Origin of the sequence: Candidatus Zymogenus saltonus (assembly GCA_016929395.1) — a bacterium.
Classification (GTDB): Bacteria; Desulfobacterota; Zymogenia; order Zymogenales; family Zymogenaceae; genus Zymogenus; species Zymogenus saltonus.
Genome location: JAFGIX010000055.1, coordinates 1 through 16,264, shown reverse-complemented (window position 1 = coordinate 16,264; position 16,264 = coordinate 1). Strand labels below are relative to the sequence as shown.

14 protein-coding genes and 1 riboswitch are annotated in these 16,264 nt (G+C 52.6%); of the genes, 10 read left to right on the top strand and 4 right to left on the bottom strand.

Annotated features, from left to right (window positions below; translation table 11 throughout):
• The first annotated feature begins 10 nt into the window (after positions 1 to 10).
• The 5 genes from JW984_11310 (at position 11) to JW984_11290 (ending at position 6,610) form a co-directional block, all read left to right on the top strand.
• Entirely contained in the window at positions 11 to 955 is a 945-nt protein-coding gene (locus tag JW984_11310) for a cobalamin-binding protein (protein MBN1573773.1), read from the top strand.
• Complete coding sequence (locus tag JW984_11305; GenBank protein MBN1573772.1) at positions 945 to 1,967, top strand: iron ABC transporter permease; 1,023 nt, start codon at positions 945 to 947, stop codon at positions 1,965 to 1,967. Before JW984_11310 ends, JW984_11305 begins: the two co-directional genes overlap by 11 nt.
• Entirely contained in the window at positions 1,964 to 2,758 is a 795-nt protein-coding gene (locus JW984_11300; GenBank protein MBN1573771.1) for an ABC transporter ATP-binding protein, read from the top strand. Before JW984_11305 ends, JW984_11300 begins: the two co-directional genes overlap by 4 nt.
• A riboswitch (cobalamin riboswitch) is annotated at positions 2,726 to 3,014 on the top strand. (Overlaps the previous gene by 33 nt.)
• Positions 3,015 to 3,141: 127 nt before the next feature.
• Positions 3,142 to 5,271: a TonB-dependent receptor gene (locus JW984_11295; protein ID MBN1573770.1), complete on the top strand. Its 2,130-nt coding sequence runs from the start codon at positions 3,142 to 3,144 to the stop codon at positions 5,269 to 5,271.
• A 226-nt stretch (positions 5,272 to 5,497) separates the two neighbouring features.
• Complete coding sequence (locus JW984_11290) at positions 5,498 to 6,610, top strand: D-alanine--D-alanine ligase (GenBank protein ID MBN1573769.1); 1,113 nt, start codon at positions 5,498 to 5,500, stop codon at positions 6,608 to 6,610.
• A 253-nt stretch (positions 6,611 to 6,863) separates the two neighbouring features.
• On the opposite strand, the gene JW984_11285 is transcribed toward JW984_11290, so the two are convergent.
• The 4 genes from JW984_11285 to JW984_11270 all read right to left on the bottom strand — a co-directional run bounded on the left by JW984_11285 (position 6,864) and on the right by JW984_11270 (position 12,290).
• On the bottom strand, positions 6,864 to 8,831 hold the full coding sequence (locus JW984_11285; protein MBN1573768.1) for a hypothetical protein: 1,968 nt from the start codon (positions 8,829 to 8,831) through the stop codon (positions 6,864 to 6,866).
• Positions 8,832 to 8,909: 78 nt separating this feature from the next.
• Entirely contained in the window at positions 8,910 to 9,485 is a 576-nt protein-coding gene (locus JW984_11280; GenBank protein ID MBN1573767.1) for a hypothetical protein, read from the bottom strand.
• A 75-nt stretch (positions 9,486 to 9,560) separates the two neighbouring features.
• Positions 9,561 to 9,968, bottom strand: coding sequence for a hypothetical protein (locus JW984_11275; GenBank protein ID MBN1573766.1), 408 nt, complete (start codon positions 9,966 to 9,968; stop codon positions 9,561 to 9,563).
• Between the two features lie 678 nt (positions 9,969 to 10,646).
• Positions 10,647 to 12,290: a long-chain fatty acid--CoA ligase gene (locus JW984_11270; protein MBN1573765.1), complete on the bottom strand. Its 1,644-nt coding sequence runs from the start codon at positions 12,288 to 12,290 to the stop codon at positions 10,647 to 10,649.
• 534 nt (positions 12,291 to 12,824) lie between these two features.
• Here JW984_11270 and JW984_11265 point away from each other — a divergent pair.
• Genes JW984_11265 through JW984_11245 form a run of 5 tightly spaced genes read left to right on the top strand, consistent with a single transcriptional unit; the run spans position 12,825 to position 15,955 of the window.
• Positions 12,825 to 13,709 carry a hypothetical protein gene (locus JW984_11265; protein MBN1573764.1) on the top strand — a complete coding sequence of 295 codons (885 nt, stop codon included), beginning with the start codon at positions 12,825 to 12,827 and terminating at the stop codon, positions 13,707 to 13,709.
• A gap of 28 nt (positions 13,710 to 13,737) precedes the next feature.
• Positions 13,738 to 14,187: a D-tyrosyl-tRNA(Tyr) deacylase gene (locus tag JW984_11260; GenBank protein MBN1573763.1), complete on the top strand. Its 450-nt coding sequence runs from the start codon at positions 13,738 to 13,740 to the stop codon at positions 14,185 to 14,187.
• Between the two features lie 4 nt (positions 14,188 to 14,191).
• Complete coding sequence (locus JW984_11255) at positions 14,192 to 14,713, top strand: DUF1285 domain-containing protein (protein ID MBN1573762.1); 522 nt, start codon at positions 14,192 to 14,194, stop codon at positions 14,711 to 14,713.
• Between the two features lie 3 nt (positions 14,714 to 14,716).
• Positions 14,717 to 14,947: a hypothetical protein gene (locus tag JW984_11250; GenBank protein MBN1573761.1), complete on the top strand. Its 231-nt coding sequence runs from the start codon at positions 14,717 to 14,719 to the stop codon at positions 14,945 to 14,947.
• Between the two features lie 12 nt (positions 14,948 to 14,959).
• Complete coding sequence (locus JW984_11245) at positions 14,960 to 15,955, top strand: diguanylate cyclase (GenBank protein MBN1573760.1); 996 nt, start codon at positions 14,960 to 14,962, stop codon at positions 15,953 to 15,955.
• Positions 15,956 to 16,264: the final 309 nt, after the last annotated feature.

Below are 16,264 nucleotides of genomic sequence, written 5' to 3'. Positions count from 1 at the left end.
GGGTTTTATTTTGAAAAGAGAAAAGACATTAATCAGGTCGGCCGTTTTAGTATTAATACTAATATCAGCTCTTCTCGTTGTCCTCGCGGCGGCGGCGGCCCACGCCTCGGAGAGGCGCATCGTCGACCAGATGGGCCGAACGATAACCGTCCCGGAAAACCCGAAGAGGATTGTCTCGCTGGCCCCAAACATAACGGAGATACTCTTCGCCGTGGGCGCGGGAAGCAAGGTCGTCGGCGTAAGCGAGTTCTCCGACTACCCGGAGGCCGCCCGCTCCCTCCCGAAGGTGGGCACCTACATAAAGCCTAATCTCGAGAGGATCGTGGAGCTCTCCCCCGATCTGGTGATCGCCACCGCCGACGGTGAGAAGGAAAAGGAGATAGCAAAGCTCCAAACATTGGGGATACCGGTCTACGTCATAAACCCGACCGATATATCGGGGATAATCGAAACCGTCCGGGAAATAGGGACGCTCGTGTCGAAGGGAAAGGAGGCGGAACGCCTCGCCCGAGGGATGGAGAGGAGGATCGACGAAGTAAGGGCGCGGGTCAAGGGCCTAAAGAAAGTCAGGGTCCTCTTGACCTTTTCGGTGGAGCCGATCATAACGATGAGCTCGGGGACGTTTCAGGACGACCTTATAAATATCGCCGGGGGCGTTAATATCGCCGCAGGCGAGAGGGTCCGCTATCCCCAGTTTTCCATGGAGGAGATAATCGTCAGGGCGCCGGAGGTCATAGTCATAACGACGATGTCTCCTGGTGATGTCGACAAAAGGGAGGTCAAAATCTGGTCGAGGTTTGGGGCAATTCCGGCCGTGGCAAAGGGGAGGATATATACGATAGACTCGGACATCGTCGACCGCCCCTCGCCAAGGATCGTCGACGGGCTCTACGAGCTGACAAGGCTCCTCCATCCGGAGGCATTTCCAGAGAGGGGGAAGACGGATGGGAATTAGGGGAAGATTAATAGTCTCTACCGTAATCTTGGTCGCACTGGCGGCGGCCGTGGCGGTTTTTTCCCTCGGGGTGGGATCGGCGAAGCTCTCGTTTGCGAAGGTTATATTCGCCGTCTTCAACCCCGGTAGCATCTCCCCCGAGGTAAAGATGATCCTCTTCGGCCTCAGGCTTCCCCGTCTCCTGATGGGACTTCTCGCCGGGGGGGCGCTGGCGCTCGCCGGCGTGGTCTTCCAGGCGCTCCTGAGAAATCCCCTCGCCGATCCCTTCATCCTGGGCGTCTCCAGCGGGGCCGCCCTCGGAACCATCGCCGTCTCCGTGTTCGGGGGGACCGTCCTTTTCAACCTCTTCGGGACGGACACCGCCGTTGTCGTGAAGAAGTTCTACGCCTTTATCGGGGCGATGACGACCGTCTACATCGTCTTCAGGGTGGCCAGGGTAAAGGAGCGCCTCTACCCGAACACCATGCTCCTCACGGGAGTGATCGTCAACGCATTTTTCTCCGCCGGGATCATGTTTCTGGTCTCCATATCCCAGAGCGACAAGATCCACGGGATATTCTTTTGGCTCATGGGAAACCTCTCCCTCGTCTCGTACGATGAGGTGGTCGTCGTGCTTGTTTTATCGATAATCTCGTTTTTTGCGGTCTACTATCTCGCCCGGCCGATGAACCTGCTGTTGAGCGGAGAGGAGGCCGCCGCTTCTCTGGGGGTGGAGGTCGAGAGGATAAAGGAGTTTCTCTTCATCCTCGCCTCGATACTCACGGCATCCGTGGTCTCCGTTGTGGGGGTGGTCGGCTTTGTGGGGCTCGTCATCCCCCACATGATGAGGATGGTGGTGGGGCCTGACCACCGCGTCCTGATACCGGCGTCGTTCCTCTTCGGGGGGTCGTTTCTCGCCCTTGCCGACACCGCCGCAAGGACGATAGTCTCCCCCCTGGAGCTTCCGGTGGGGGTTCTGACGGCACTCTTTGGGGCGCCCTTCTTTATCTATCTTTTGAGGAGGGAGATGTGAGCCTGATAGAGGGAAAGGGACTCCACTTCAGCTATGAGGGGAATGGAGGGTGGGTAATAAATGGTCTAGACTTCTCGGCCGACCCGAAGGAGATGGTCGCGGTCATCGGCCCGAACGGGTCGGGCAAGAGCACCCTCTTAAAGCTCCTGACCGGAATACTGAAACCCCAGAGGGGGGAGGTGCGCCTAAGGGAGAGGCCGCTCAGGGATTACTCGAGGAGGGAGATATCCCAAAATATGGCGCTCGTGGCCCAGGAGGGGATGGGGGACTTCCCCTTTACCCTGCTCGACGTGGTGCTGATGGGGAGGGCGCCCTACCTCAAGGGATTCGCCCTCGAGGGAAAGGGGGACATGGAAAAGGCGATGTGGGCGGTCGATGTGACTGACCTCTCCAGGCTCTACAGGAGAAATATACAGGAGCTCTCCGGCGGCGAGCGCCAGCGGGCCTTCATAGCCCGCGCCCTGGCCCAGGACACGGGGCTTCTGTTTCTGGACGAGCCTACCGCCTTTCTCGATATAAAGCACCAGATATCTCTTTTAAGGCTGATTCGGGAGCTCAACGTAAAATATGAAAAGACGATTGTCTCCGTGACCCACGACATAAATCTCGCCTCGTACTTTTACGACAGGATAGTCCTCCTCTCCAAAGGGGAGGTCTTCGCCTCCGGGACGCCGGAGGAGGTGATTACCGAGGGGAACATGAGGGAGGTCTACGATGCCGAGATAACGGTGGATATAAATCCGGTCTTTAAGAGGCCGAGAATAACTATTTCAGGAGGTTTGATGAAATAACCATCCCCGGGATGCACGGGAAGACGGTTGGAATCCGTCGCTGCCCCGCATCTGTATTGGGAGCGAAAGCCGCAGACATGCCACTGCAAACGTTGGGGGACTGCGCCTGATCTCTTAGTCGTTTTTGAGATCTTCGTCGCGATTTAAGCGGGATGATTTCAACGAGAGATCCCATGAGGCGCGCCCCGTTTGTTGGGAAGGCGCGGCGAGTAGGAAGCCCTAAGCCAGAAGACCGATCCCTGGGAAATAATACCGACCCTTTTCGAGGGCGAAAGGAGGTAAATATGGAAAGGAAGACTTTTCAAACAAGGGGGCCTTGATCCTCCACGAAAAACGGTGGATTCTGATTCTGCGAATCTTAAAAAGTGGAGGAAATTTCTAAAATGAACGGGAAAATGAAGAGAAAAGGTAAATTGAAGAGGGGAGCCCGGTCTTTCGCGGCGATCCTGATCGCGGGGCTTTTTCTCGTGCCCGCGGCCTTCGGGGAGGAGGTCCAAGTCCCGGAGGTCAAGGTTACCTATACCAGGGACGAACAGGACCCGGCGAAGATCCCCGGAAACGTCACGGTGATCGACAGGGAGACGATCGACAAATCGGGCGCCACAAGCGTCCCGGAGCTTTTAAAGCGGGAGGCGGGGATCAACTTCCACAGCGTCTCCGGCGTTGAGACGATGGTTGGTATGGACATGAGGGGATACGCCAGGGGGTATGACACGCTGATAATGGTAAACGGCGTCAGGGTGACGCCCTCCGATCTGTCAACCGTAGATTTCAACCTGATTCCGCTGGAGGCGGTCGAGAAGATCGAGATCGTCAGGGGGCCCGGCTCCTCCCTATGGGGAAACAACGCGGTCTCAGGCGTGGTCAACATCATAACGAGGAGGGACTTCGAGGGGCTGTTTTTGAAGACGGGATACAAGTTCGGCTCCTGGGGAAACCACGAGGGAGTGATGAGCGCCGGCTATTCCAACGATACAGGGAGGCTTTTTCTCTCCGTTGACCGGAAGCACGCCGACGGAGAGCGCTACAATAAGTTCTACAGCTTTAACAGCAGCTATTATGACTCCCTCAACTTCACCCTCTCCGGGGCACTCACCCCCACGGAGATATTCGAGCTGACGGTCGACCTCGGCTACGACAAGAGCGAATATGGCTTCCCGGGCCCGTCTTACGATGCCGCGCGAAGCGTATTCGGCGAAGACTATTCCGACTCCCTCGACAGGGGGAAGGGGGAGAGCTTCTACATCAACACCGGCGTGAAGCTGGATTTCGACGACTACGGAAGGGTCATGTTGAACTACACCTTCAGAAACAGCAACGGCTGGCTCTATCAGCCGGACCCGCCCCACGACTACATGCAGACCTACAGCTATCTGACCGAGCATGGGATCTCCGGCAAGTATGTGCTGGATCTCGATTTCGATGAGGTGGATAACCGCCTTATGGCGGGCGTGGACTATCTCCACTCCGAATACGAGCTTTCGTTTGCCGGCTTCTGGCTCTGGGACTGGCCGCCGTGGACGCCCATGGGGCTTTCGATTACACAGAGGGATACGGAGTCGGTCAGGGAATCGATCGGGTACTACCTCTACGACGAGCTGACCCTCTTCGACAGGTTGGTTCTGAGCGTGGGCTACCGGTACGAGGGGATGAAGATGCGCTATGATTGGCAGAACATCGACATGGACGACCACCCGTTTTTCACCCCCCTTGCGATTACGAAGAGGGGTGGGAACGTAGAATACAGCGAAAAGGCGGTGGAGGCGGGCCTGACCTATATGTACGGCGAGGGAAACAAAATCTACTTCAGCTACGCCCAGGGGTTCAGGCTTCCATTGATCGACGAGATCATCGATTACAACGGCATAAACATCGATCTTAAGCCGGAGAAGGCCGTAAGCTACGAGTTGGGGGCGCTGCACCACTTCACCCCGGACATCTACGCCTCCCTCGATCTCTACTGGATGAACATCAAAAACGAGATCTACGTAGACCCCACGGCCTTTGGCGCCGGCAGGGTCAGCAACGTGAACTTCCCGAAGACGGTGCACAGGGGACTGGAGCTCAAGGTTGTGGCAAAGCCCGTGGACTGGCTTAGCCTCTATACCGCCTGGGCCTTTCAGGACGCCTATTTTGACACATGGGACTTGAAGGGGAAAACCCTGCCCTACGTCCCGAAGCACACCGTAAACTTCGGCTTTGGCGTCGATTACGAGGGATTTGCCTACAACATGGACTGCAGGTACGCCAGCAAGAGGATCAGGGACGGGGATTACAACAACATCCAAAAGAGACTCGATAACTCCTTCGTCATGGATATGAGGGTCGGGTACACGTACACCATCAAGGACAAGTACGACGTCGAGGTCTTCACGGGGGTCAATAACGTCACCGGTGAATACCACTCCGACTTCGGAGGATACACAGATCCATTTGGTTCTGTCTTCGACGGGTACTTCGACAGGCCCCTCTCCGGGAGGTACTTCTACGGCGGGATAAACTTCAGCTTTTAGCGGGAGGCCAAACCTTTAATAACTTTTTAACAAATTTTAACCACGGGGACCCCGCACGGTCGGGGCCCTTTTTGTTTATTTATTATCCCATGGAGCGTTGACAAAAGATTACGGAAGTGGTAGATAGAAAACAGCGCTGTCCGGGAACGTTTATGTGGAGAGGGTGTCATACTATCTGTCATACTGGCGGCGGCGGATTTTTTCAAATTTTTTTGTGAGAAGATACGTGGAAAAGTTGAAGACGGGCGTTCTTTTCGGCGGGAGGTCGGGCGAGCACGAGGTGTCGCTGGTGTCGGCCACATCGGTCATCGGCGCCCTCGTAGCCTCCGGCTTCGAGGTAGTACCAATCGGTATATCCAAGGAGGGGCGGTGGTACACCGGGGACGGGGTCATGGATTTCCTAAAAGGAAAGGAGTCTTTCGGAGAGGTCCACCCAGCGGTCCTCCTCCCGGACGCGGAGGGGGGGCTTTTAAGGTGGAACGAGGGGAGGGAAGAGGTGATGCTGGACGTGGCCTTTCCCGTTCTCCACGGGCCCTTCGGAGAGGACGGGACGGTACAGGGGCTTCTGGAGCTGAGCGGGGTCCCGTACGTGGGGTGCGGCGTCCTGGCCTCCTCCCTTGCGATGGACAAGGCCGTCTCCAAGGAGCTTTTCAAGGCGAGGGGGCTGAACGTCGCCGACTGCGTCTGGTTTTCGTCCGGGAGGTGGGAGAACGATGAGGACTCCGTTGTAAGGGAGATAGAGGATAAAATAGGCTACCCCGTCTTCGTCAAGCCGGCGAATATGGGATCTTCCGTGGGGGTCTTCAAGGTTCACGACAGAAATGAGCTCTCGGACGCCGTCCCCGCGGCGGCGGAATACGACAGGAAGTTGATCGTCGAGGCGGGAATTGCCGACGCCATGGAGATCGAGGTCTCGATCCTCGGAAACGACGACCCGACAGCCTCCGTCCCGGGGGAGATCATCCCGTCAAACGAGTTCTACGACTACGACGCGAAATACGTGGACGGAAAATCGAAGGAGAAGATCCCGGCCGATCTGCCGGAGGGTGTGTCGAAGAAGGTCAGGGAGATGGCGATCGAGGCGTTCAAGGCCGTTGACGGAGCGGGGCTCGCCCGGGTCGACTTTCTGGTGACGAGAAAAAATCACGAGATATTCTTGAACGAGATAAACACCATGCCCGGCTTCACGTCGATCTCCATGTACCCGAAGCTCTGGGAGGCGACCGGTATTCCGTACACCGAGCTTGTGGGGAGGCTTGTCGAGCTCGCCCTTGAGCGGGGGGGGATGAAGGGGAAGCTCCTTACGTCTTACAAGCCTAAGGAGGACTGGTACAAATAGCCTTTCATATCAAAAAGGCAAAAGGGCAAAAAGGCCGATCTGTAAAAAAGGGGCGGACTTCAATCCACCCCTTCATTGTTTGATCTCAGATTAAATTTGCCTCGGCCCCCGGTCGCGGGCGGCGGCTTTTTTACCCCACCGTTGGCGAAATTCAACTCTTCCTCCCCACCGAACTAATTACGTCTCAAAGAAGGAGGAAAAGGAAAAGCGCTCTACCCTTCAAGCCGGCCGCACAACAATCGCGTGAGCCGTTCTATTTCCTCTTGTTCCCCCAGATGCACATGTAGGGGTAGTAATAGACCCAGTAGCCCGGGGGTAGATTCGAGAAGTCGTAGTATTTTCTGGTCTCCCTGTATCCGAACTCCTTGCTGTTGCCGTGCTTTTTCTTGTCATCGGGGATGTACATCGACTTTCTCAGGTTGCTGTATTTGCCGCTAAAGGACGACCCCTCTCTATCCAGCTGGGGCTTGGATCCCGACCCGTCGCCCCAGACGTTCCAGCCCGAATCCGGCTTTTCACCCTCCTTGCTCCCCCAGATACACATGTAGGGGTAGTAATAGACCCAGTAGCCCGGGGGTAGATTCGAGAAGTCGTAGTATTCCCTGGTCTCCCTGTATCCGAACTCCTTGCTGTTGCCGTGTTTTTTCTTGTCATCGGGGATGTACATCGACTTTCTCAGGTTGCTGTATTTCCCGTTAAAGGACGCCCCCTCTCTATCCAGCTGGGGCTCGGATCCCGACCCGTCGCCCCAGACGTTCCAGCCCGAATCCGGCTTTTCACCTTCCTTGCTCCCCCAGATGCACATGTAGGGGTAGTAATAGACCCAGTAGCCCGGGGGGAGATTCGAGAAGTCGTAGTATTCCCTGGTCTCCCTGTATCCGAACTCCTTGCTGTTGCCGTGTTTTTTCCTGTCGTCAGGGATGTACATCGACTTTCTCAGGTTGCTGTATTTGCCGTTAAAGGACGCCCCTTCTCTATCCAGCTGGGGCTCGGACCCCGACCCGTCGTCCCAGACGTTCCAGCCCGAATCCGGCTTTTCGCCTTCCTTGCTCCCCCAGATATACATGTAGGGGTAGTAATAGACCCAATAGCCCGGGGGGAGGTTTCTGAATTCGTAATAATTTTCCGTCTCCCTGTATCCGAACTCCTTGCTCTTGCCGTGTTTTTCCTCGTCCTTGGGCACGAAAAGGGCCTCCCTTATGTTCCCGTACTTTCCGCTGAAGGAGGCTTTTCTCTCGTCATTGTGGCCCGGCTTTTGCACCCTTCCCCATATGTACATGTATGGGTAGTAGTAAACCCAGTACCCGCTTGGAATTCCCGAAAAGGAGTAGTAGGTGCTGTTTGTCATGTAGCCGAATTCCTTGCTCGTCCCGTGCTTGTCTCTGTCGTCGGGGACGTACAGGGTCCTCTTCAGATTCCCGTATCTCCCGTTAAACGAGGCTCCTTCTTTGTTTATAGAAGGCTCATCGGGTGAGGAAGATCCCGACTCGCTCTCCCAGATGTACCAGTATGGAAACGAGTAGACCCAGTACCCCCTGGGGAGGTTGTAGTTTCCCCTGTAGGATGAAACCGTTCTGTACCCCCACTCATAAAGGTCCCTGAAGCTGTTTTTGTCATTAGGGGCGTAGATGGTCTTAAGGAGCCTGTTGTACTTGTTGTTGACGTTCGCCCTGTCTTCGTCGGTGGAGCCGGAGTCTTCGTCCCCGGTTTTGTTCTCCCAGATATACCAATAGGGATAGAGGTAGACCCAGTACCCCTTGGGGAGGTTGTAATTCCCCCTGTAGGAGGAGGTGGTTCTGTAACCGCCCTCGTAGAGATCCTTGTAGCTGTACCTGTCGTCCGGAACGTTGAGGGTCTTCAACAATCCCCTATACTTGCTGTCAATTGACGCCTTATCGTAGATAGGGCCTTCCTCGTCGGACGTCTTCTTCTTCCAGATGTACCAGCTCGGATAGACGTAGACCCAGTAGCCGTACTCGAGGTCTTTGTAGTCTTTGTATTTACGCCATTCTTTGTATCCCAGCTCGTAGAAATCGCCGTACTTGTTCCTGTCGTCCGGTACGTCTATGACGTTTGTAAGGTCCGAGTACTTGCCGTTGACCGACGCCTTTTCCACACCCGGCTGCGGCGAGGATGCTATGGGGCCGGGCAACGGGCACTCCTGAAATCCAAAGAGGAATAGAACAAGCACAAAGACCGTCCCAACTATCTTTTTATTCATGGTAGACCTCCCATTAAAAACTTAATATCATAACGCTGAAATGGGGATTAGATTTATCTATACGCTGTTGTCAAATCGTTACCTTTGGTTGCCCCAGATATACCAGTAGGGGTAAAGGTAGACCCAATATCCGGGGGGGAGGTTGTCGTATCCCTGGTAGTAGGAGCCGGTGTAGTATCCCTCCTCGTAGTATTCGCCGTAGCTCTCCCTCTCGTCGGGGAGGTAGAGGACATAGAGGAGGTTGTGGTATTTACCGTTTCCGGTCATCCTCGAGTCGGGGAGTCCGGCGTTAAGGTCGTATGTGGCGGTCCAGTTTCCCCCCATCCCGTTCGTATATATAGTGACGTAGAATGTCCCGCCGCCGCCGAGGTGGATCTTGTTTGTGGTCTTGAGCTTAATATTCCCCAGGACCTTCCTCTCGTCCCTCCCCTCTATCTTCACGTAAAAATCCCAGCCGTCCTTGGGGAAGGTGAAGGTCACCTCAACGAAATCGACGTCTCCGGCGTTGACGGTAAACGTCTGGAATTTGTTAGGGCCTGACAGGTAACCGCTCTCCGTTACGGCAAAGGCGCTTGTGCCCAATACGTTTGTGCTGAAAAATGCGGTGATTGCAAGGAAGAGAAGAGATTTAACAAAAAGTCTCAATGTGTTCATCTGCTATTTTCCTTTGATATTGGCTATTAAAACCAAAGGGGGTTGAGGCCCTTACCCCAACCCCCCTTTAACCGTCTATCTCCTGCTTCCCCAGATGTACCAGTTCGGATAGACATAGACCCAGTATCCGGGCGGGAGGTTTGTGTGTCCCTTCCATGACGAACCGTTCCAGTAGCCCCACTCGTAGAAGTTTCCGTAGCTGTTCTGGTCGGAGGGGACGTAGATTGTTCTTAGGAGGTTGTAATATTTTCCGTTTACGGACGCGGCTACCATGTCCGGGGATGTCGAAGGCGCCGGCATAGGTGCCGGAGCAGGAGTGACTCCTCCCGGAGCTCCCGGCTGGGGAGGCTGAACCTCGCCAGTGGGGGGCGTATCCGCCTTCTTTTTCTCAAGTCCGATTATGCCCAAGAGCTTATCGCACCCCGCCAAAGCGAGTGTGGAAATCAGGGCCACAGTGATAAGGAATAAAATAGTCTTTTTCATAAATCTCACCTCTATTGAAGTTATTTGTGGATATTCTATTTCATCTAAGATGCATATAAATTGGTTCTAAGGGATTTTGAGATCCTAAACGGTATTAAAGCTTTTAACGGTGGAAAATGATATTTTGTTCATATGATATTATATAACAATAAAAATTCGTTTATCCTTCGGTTTTTAACAAAAGCCGCTCTTTCCCCAACCCTCTATTTTTATTGGGCAAAAATCCCGACAGGTCAGTTAAATCTCATCAAGGATTTCTGCTATAAAAGTATTAACCTTATTGACCTCAACCCTCTATTTTTATTGGGCAAAAATCCCGACAGGTCAGTTAAATCTCATCAAGGATTTCTGCTGTAAAAGTATTAACCTTATTGACCTCAACTCCCTGTTTTTGTTGTAGCAAAAATCCCGACGGGTCAGTTAAATCTCATCAAGGGTTTCTGCTGTAAAAGTATTAACCTTATTGATCTCAACTCCCTGTTTTTGTTGTAGCAAAAATCCCGACGGGTCAATCGAATTTTTCAAAAAGGTCTCTATTGCCAATGGTATCGGCCCGACCCCCCCGCCGCTCTCGAATCAGCCGTCCATCTCAAAAGCGAAAAAAAACAGATGAGGAAAATTTGCCCTTATATTTAGAGGCGCAACAAACGAAAAAACGTAGAATTTAAGGGCGGTTAACTATTCTGTCATCTCCTTTTTCATGATCTTGCCGTCGGCCGTCTTCATGAGTTCCTTAAGAAACTCCACCTCGGCGGGCACCTTGTAACTTGCGAGGTTGTTTTTACAGTACTTGATTATATCTTCTCCGGTAATGATCTTTCCCTCCTCGAGAACCAGGTAAACCTTGACCGCCTCCCCTTTTAGCTTGTCCGGGATGCCGACCGCCGCCGCGTCGACAATCAGGTGGTGGCGCAGGAGGACCTCCTCGATCTCCCTCGGGTATATCCTGTTTTCTCCGCTGAAGATGATGTCCTTTTTCCTGTCGACGAGGGTAAAGAAGCCCTCATCATCCATGACGGCGATATCGCCTGTGTAGAACATGCCGTTTTTAAAGGAATCCAGCGTCTCATGGGGCATATCCCAATATGCATTCATCAACTGCGGTCCCTTTATTATCAGCTCCCCCGGATTTCCGGCGTCCAGCTCCTTTCCCGTATTGATGTCTACTATCCTCGCGTCCGTATCCGGAAGCGGAAGCCCTATTGTACCCATCCTTTCGGTACCCCCCAATGGATTGATATGGGTGAGCCCAGAGGCCTCGGCGAGACCAAAGCCCTCGATTACCTTTATCCCCGTCATTGATGTAAATTTTTCTTGAACCTCACGGCTCAGCGGGGCCGAGGCGGACATGGACAGCTTGATGGATGAAAAATCGTAGCTGTAAAACGACAGGTAGTGTATTATCGATCTGTACATCGACGGGATGGCCGGAAAGAATGTGGGACTGAAATCCTTGGCGAGATTGACGATCTTCTTTGCCGTAAAGCGGTTGAGAACGAGTATGGTGGCGCCGACCCTCACCGGGAAGTCGAGGGCCATGGTCATCCCGTAAAGGTGACTGTACGGTGCGGCGGCGATTACCCTGTCTTTTTTCCCGATGATGTTTTTAAACCACAGGTATACCTGTTCCACGTTCGAAGAGATGTTGCCGTGGGTCAATACGGCCCCCTTGGAGATCCCCGTTGTGCCGCCGGTGTATTGAATGACGGCGTTGTTTTCGAGATCTATCTTGACGTTTGGGGGTGTGGACGGACTCCTTCTGATGAGGCTCCAGAAGGAGAGGATATCCCCTGTGAACTTGACATCACGGTAGTAACCCGATATGCGGGCGAGAAATTCCTTGTATATTTTACGTTTGAAGGGGAAAAACTGGCGCAAGTCTGTCAGGATGAGCTTGATTCCCGTTCTCTCCTTGATGCTTTGCAGACGATCGATGTTGATCTTCAGGCTGATTATCATCCCTGCCCTGGAGTTTGTGACTATATGCTCTATCTCACGCTTGGATGAATCGGAGTTGATGTTTACGACAACACCGCCCGCCTTTAATATGCCGTAGTATGATATGATCGTCTGTGGAAGGTTGGGAAGCATGATCGCTATCCTGTCTCCCCGCATGACCCCCATCGAGATAAGGGCGTTGGCGAAGGAGTTGGAATACTCGTCCACGTCACGATAGGTGATCTTCTTGCCCTTGAAGATAACGGCGGCATGATTGGGATTTTCCTCGGTGGATCTTCTCAGATTGTCAACTACGCTGCTTTTCAGCTCTCCCAGTGACTTTGGAATTTCTTCGTCGTAGGAATTAAGCCAAGGTTTTTTCATCCTGAACACCCTTTGTCCTTTGAATAGTAATAGCTGTCTGCAACTCTCTCTTTTCGAGTAAAAAAATATTTATTGAGATGTTTTTTGAGGATCAATTAAACACATTAACGTCATTGTAGACAGGGCAAAGAATTTCTCGTTTCTTCTGAATTATGAGAAGAACTCTCTCATATTTCACTTTAACCTCGACATGATATTCGTGTTTGAATGGAGGAGAAGCTTTAAGTCAATGTTGTATTATATATCATATCTTTTCCGATATAATTTTATTTAAAGTAGCTGAATTATGCAAGGAAAAAAGGATTGTTGTGGATACTTGATTCGTTTAATTTGTTTTTCAAGATAGGTATTCGTGGAAAGGGGATGGGTTTTGTCTTTCGATGCCGAATTCCCGTATCTTTATTATTATGGCCTGAATGCTTGGATTAAATTTTAGTAACCGCCTATTTCGCTCGAAACAAAATTTATCTTGAAATAACTCCCTGTTTGTTATATAAAAAAAGGACGTTATTTTTCTGGAAGTATAGACTGTTTATGGGACTGATCTCCCTATGCCATCCCGACGAAAAAAAGTCGTGCGGGGCGTGCTGCGGCCTTTATAACTGGGAGGACAACTCCAGAGAGACCCTGACCAAGCTGATGGGTAAAAGGAGAGAGGCCTACCTCAAGGCGGGGGGCGGCTGCGGAGTGGGTAGGGAGGGCGTCGATTTGGACATCATGGCAAGGGAGCTCGACAAGATAGACACTCCGAGGGTCCTCTTTGACGTGATCCACAACTGCCCCTTCGTCGGCTTTGTCGATGACGGAGGCAACAGGGTGGGGTGCATGATACATCCCGTAAACAACGGAGGCGTAGAGCTCAGGGACGTCTCCTTCTACGGAGCCGAGCTGTGCAGCGGGCATGAATGCCCGAGCTACAGGGTTTTAACCGAGAGGGAGGTGAGGGCGGTCTCCGCCGTCATCGATGACTGGTATTTGTACGGACTGGTGATAACGGACATCGACCTCGTAAAGGAGTTCTTTACCATAACGGCAAACAGGATCGGGGAGGAGATAGACCCCGGGAGGCTCGATCGTCCGGCGGTTAAGGAAGCCTGCCTCAATTTCTTTCGATTGAAGGAGACGTGGCCCTTCTCTAACGGCCGCGGGAGGTTCGGGAAATACTCCTTTTCCGAGGCGGAGTACAGAATAGAGAGGGAGGTGGCAAAGGGAGGACTCAACATCTCCCAGTCCCCTTACTTCAAGATTTTTTTGAGCCTCGCCACGGATTTCAAGACAGAGGGGGAGGCGAAGGAGGCCGATCGAATTGTCGACGGCATCCTCACGGACTTCATCCGCGCCTACAGGGAGGCGCCCCTCAAGGTAGATTCCGGTGAGGCTCCCCTCTCCGCCGGGGGGGGTGGGGGAAGGTCCCGATAATATTCAGGGGAGATAAGAACACTGCAATATGCTGGCGGTCATTCAGCGGACATCGGAGGCAAAGGTTACTGTTAAGGGCAAGACGGTCGGGGAGATCGGCAGGGGTCTCCTGGTCCTCCTCGGCGTGGAGAGGGGAGATACGGCGGGTGACGCCGATTATCTCCTGGACAAGATCATAAATTTAAGGATATTCGAGGACGGGGACTTAAAGATGAACCTGTCGCTCATAGACGTCAAAGGGGAGCTTCTGGTGGTGTCTCAGTTTACGCTCCTGGGCGATGTGAGGAAGGGAAGGAGGCCGTCGTTTGTCAACGCGGAAGAGCCCGGGAGGGCAAAGGATCTCTACGAGTACTTCATCGGAGAGGCGAAGGGAAGGGGGGTCGAGTCGTCGGGGGGGGTGTTTCAAGCGATGATGGACGTATCGCTGATAAACGACGGGCCGGTGACGCTGATCGTGGACAGCAGGAAGAGGTTTTAGGAAGATGACCGAAGGGAAGATGGACTCAGATATCGAAAAGAGCTACGTCGAACAGAACTACGTTATTTCCATAAACAAGGAGGGGGAGTGGTTTTATAACGGCGCCGAGATAATTCACCCGAAGGTGCTCAGGATATTTAACGATGCCCTGGCGAGGGATGAAAACGGGGTCTACTATCTGACGGTCGAGGGGGATTACGCGACGGTTGTGGTCGAGGACGCCCCGTTCGTTGTAAAGAGGATCTCCCCGGTCTTTGACGGGGATGATGTTACAGGCTTTGTGGGGAAATTGTCCGATGATACGTACGAGCCGATAGACCTCAGGACGGTAGAGATAGATGAGAGAAACGTCCCGTATTGTGCGGTCAAGAGGGGCGAGGAAAAGAGGGGGAGGCTTACGGCCCGTTTTTCCACTATTGCCTATTATACGCTCGCAAGCTACATAGACTACGATGAGGCGGGGGACTCGTACTTTATCATCCTGAAATCGAAGCGATTCGATATACCTTATTTCGGCGGGGATTGAGCTATGAAGGGGGACCTGAAAGGCTTCTTGAGGAAGGAAGTGGAGATAGTCGCCCACGGCGTCGTCTACAGGGGCGTTTTGATAGAGGTGGGCGAGGAGGAGGTGCTCCTCAAGTCCGAAGCGAGGTGGGTTACCCTGTTGACCTTAGATGTAATGGAGATCAGGGAGCCAGGGAAACATGACAAAGGACTGTATAAAATGATAGATAAGGATTTCTTTAAAATTGATGAATAGGAGTAATTATTAATGAATGAAACATCATTTTTGTTGTTTAATATCGCATCGTCGATATGCCTTGTCTTTGCGCTCCTCTTCATAATATTGTACTTTCTTTCCGAAAGGGAGAAAGATTTTGCCCTGTTTTCGATCTTCACCTTGGTTGTCGCCGCTCAGCAATTTATCCTCAACCGCTCGGTTGTCTTTCAATATGTAATCGCGCTCTTTTTCTTGTCCGTCTCTTTCTATTCGCTCTTTCTTATATTGAAAGGGATGAAGAGGAGGAGACAAGTCTATTATCTCTATTTCACTGGGAGTCTGTTCCTGTTTATTCTGGGGGGCCTTGACCTGATAAAGGGAGGGGATTACGTCTATGGAGGCATGAAAAGCCTCACCCCCGTCGGATCGATCGTATGGGCGGTAATCGGGGCGTCCGTTGTGCTCAATTACATCCACAAGAGGCGTATACCGGCAAGGGATAAGATGGTCTATATCGTTGACGCGAAAAGGGATGTCGAGGATAAGGGGACGCTCGATATAACCGATCCCCTGACCGGCCTCTACACGATGGAGTTCTTTGAGGAGTGCATAGAGGAGGAGGTAAAGGACTCTCTGAAGATGAACAGGTCCCTTTCCCTCATAGTTGCGGACGTCGATAAATTTGACAATGTCGTCGAGGCCTATGGAAAGTCGATCTCCGATCGAATCCTCGCGGAGATATCGGTTATTATAAAGAGCAGCATAAAGGGGCGCGATCTCCCCGCCCGTTACGGAAAAAGCCTGTTTGCCGTTATCCTTCCGAACACGAAGCTCATCGGGGCCTGGGAGGTGGGGGAGAGGATGGCAAAGAATGTGGGCGAGGTGCAGTTTGTCATCGGGGGAAAGCCGGACGTGTTTGTAACCATGTCGTTGGGCGTTACGGAGCTTCGGGGTTCGGATATGGTCGAGGACTTCGTGAAGAGGGCCGTCGACGCCCTCGAATCGGCGAGGGCCGGCGGCGGCAATGTCGTCAACGCCGTGAAATAGATAGACTACGTTTTGGGATAGTTGGGCCGACCCGACTGTTTGGCGTGAAATGGATTGAACGGATTGAACGGCGGATGTAAAAAACTATTTAAGGCTGTTTACAGGAGGTGGGTGGGGTTGGCGGTTTTTAACAGGTCTGTGGATCTGTGACCCGCCTAAATGAGGTCGAGGAGTGTTGGCGTTGCCGGACGGTCACACCGTTTTCACGGAAAGCCGTTTAATATTAGGGAATTATAAACGATTTTCCACCAAATTAGTTAGATAAGAAACTACAATTTCGAATATATCATCATTATAACGGTTATTATA

What these genes read in the sequence shown, in the direction of transcription:
- JW984_11260 (MBN1573763.1), top strand. Translation starts at nt 13,738, where the DNA reads ATGCTGGCGGTCATTCAGCGGACATCGGAGGCAAAGGTTACTGTTAAG.
- JW984_11270 (MBN1573765.1), bottom strand. Translation starts at nt 12,290, where the DNA reads ATGAAAAAACCTTGGCTTAATTCCTACGACGAAGAAATTCCAAAGTCA.
- JW984_11285 (MBN1573768.1), bottom strand. Translation starts at nt 8,831, where the DNA reads ATGAATAAAAAGATAGTTGGGACGGTCTTTGTGCTTGTTCTATTCCTC.
- JW984_11280 (MBN1573767.1), bottom strand. Translation starts at nt 9,485, where the DNA reads ATGAACACATTGAGACTTTTTGTTAAATCTCTTCTCTTCCTTGCAATC.
- JW984_11265 (MBN1573764.1), top strand. Translation starts at nt 12,825, where the DNA reads ATGGGACTGATCTCCCTATGCCATCCCGACGAAAAAAAGTCGTGCGGG.
- JW984_11255 (MBN1573762.1), top strand. Translation starts at nt 14,192, where the DNA reads ATGACCGAAGGGAAGATGGACTCAGATATCGAAAAGAGCTACGTCGAA.
- JW984_11250 (MBN1573761.1), top strand. Translation starts at nt 14,717, where the DNA reads ATGAAGGGGGACCTGAAAGGCTTCTTGAGGAAGGAAGTGGAGATAGTC.
- JW984_11305 (MBN1573772.1), top strand. Translation starts at nt 945, where the DNA reads ATGGGAATTAGGGGAAGATTAATAGTCTCTACCGTAATCTTGGTCGCA.
- JW984_11275 (MBN1573766.1), bottom strand. Translation starts at nt 9,968, where the DNA reads ATGAAAAAGACTATTTTATTCCTTATCACTGTGGCCCTGATTTCCACA.
- JW984_11295 (MBN1573770.1), top strand. Translation starts at nt 3,142, where the DNA reads ATGAACGGGAAAATGAAGAGAAAAGGTAAATTGAAGAGGGGAGCCCGG.
- JW984_11245 (MBN1573760.1), top strand. Translation starts at nt 14,960, where the DNA reads ATGAATGAAACATCATTTTTGTTGTTTAATATCGCATCGTCGATATGC.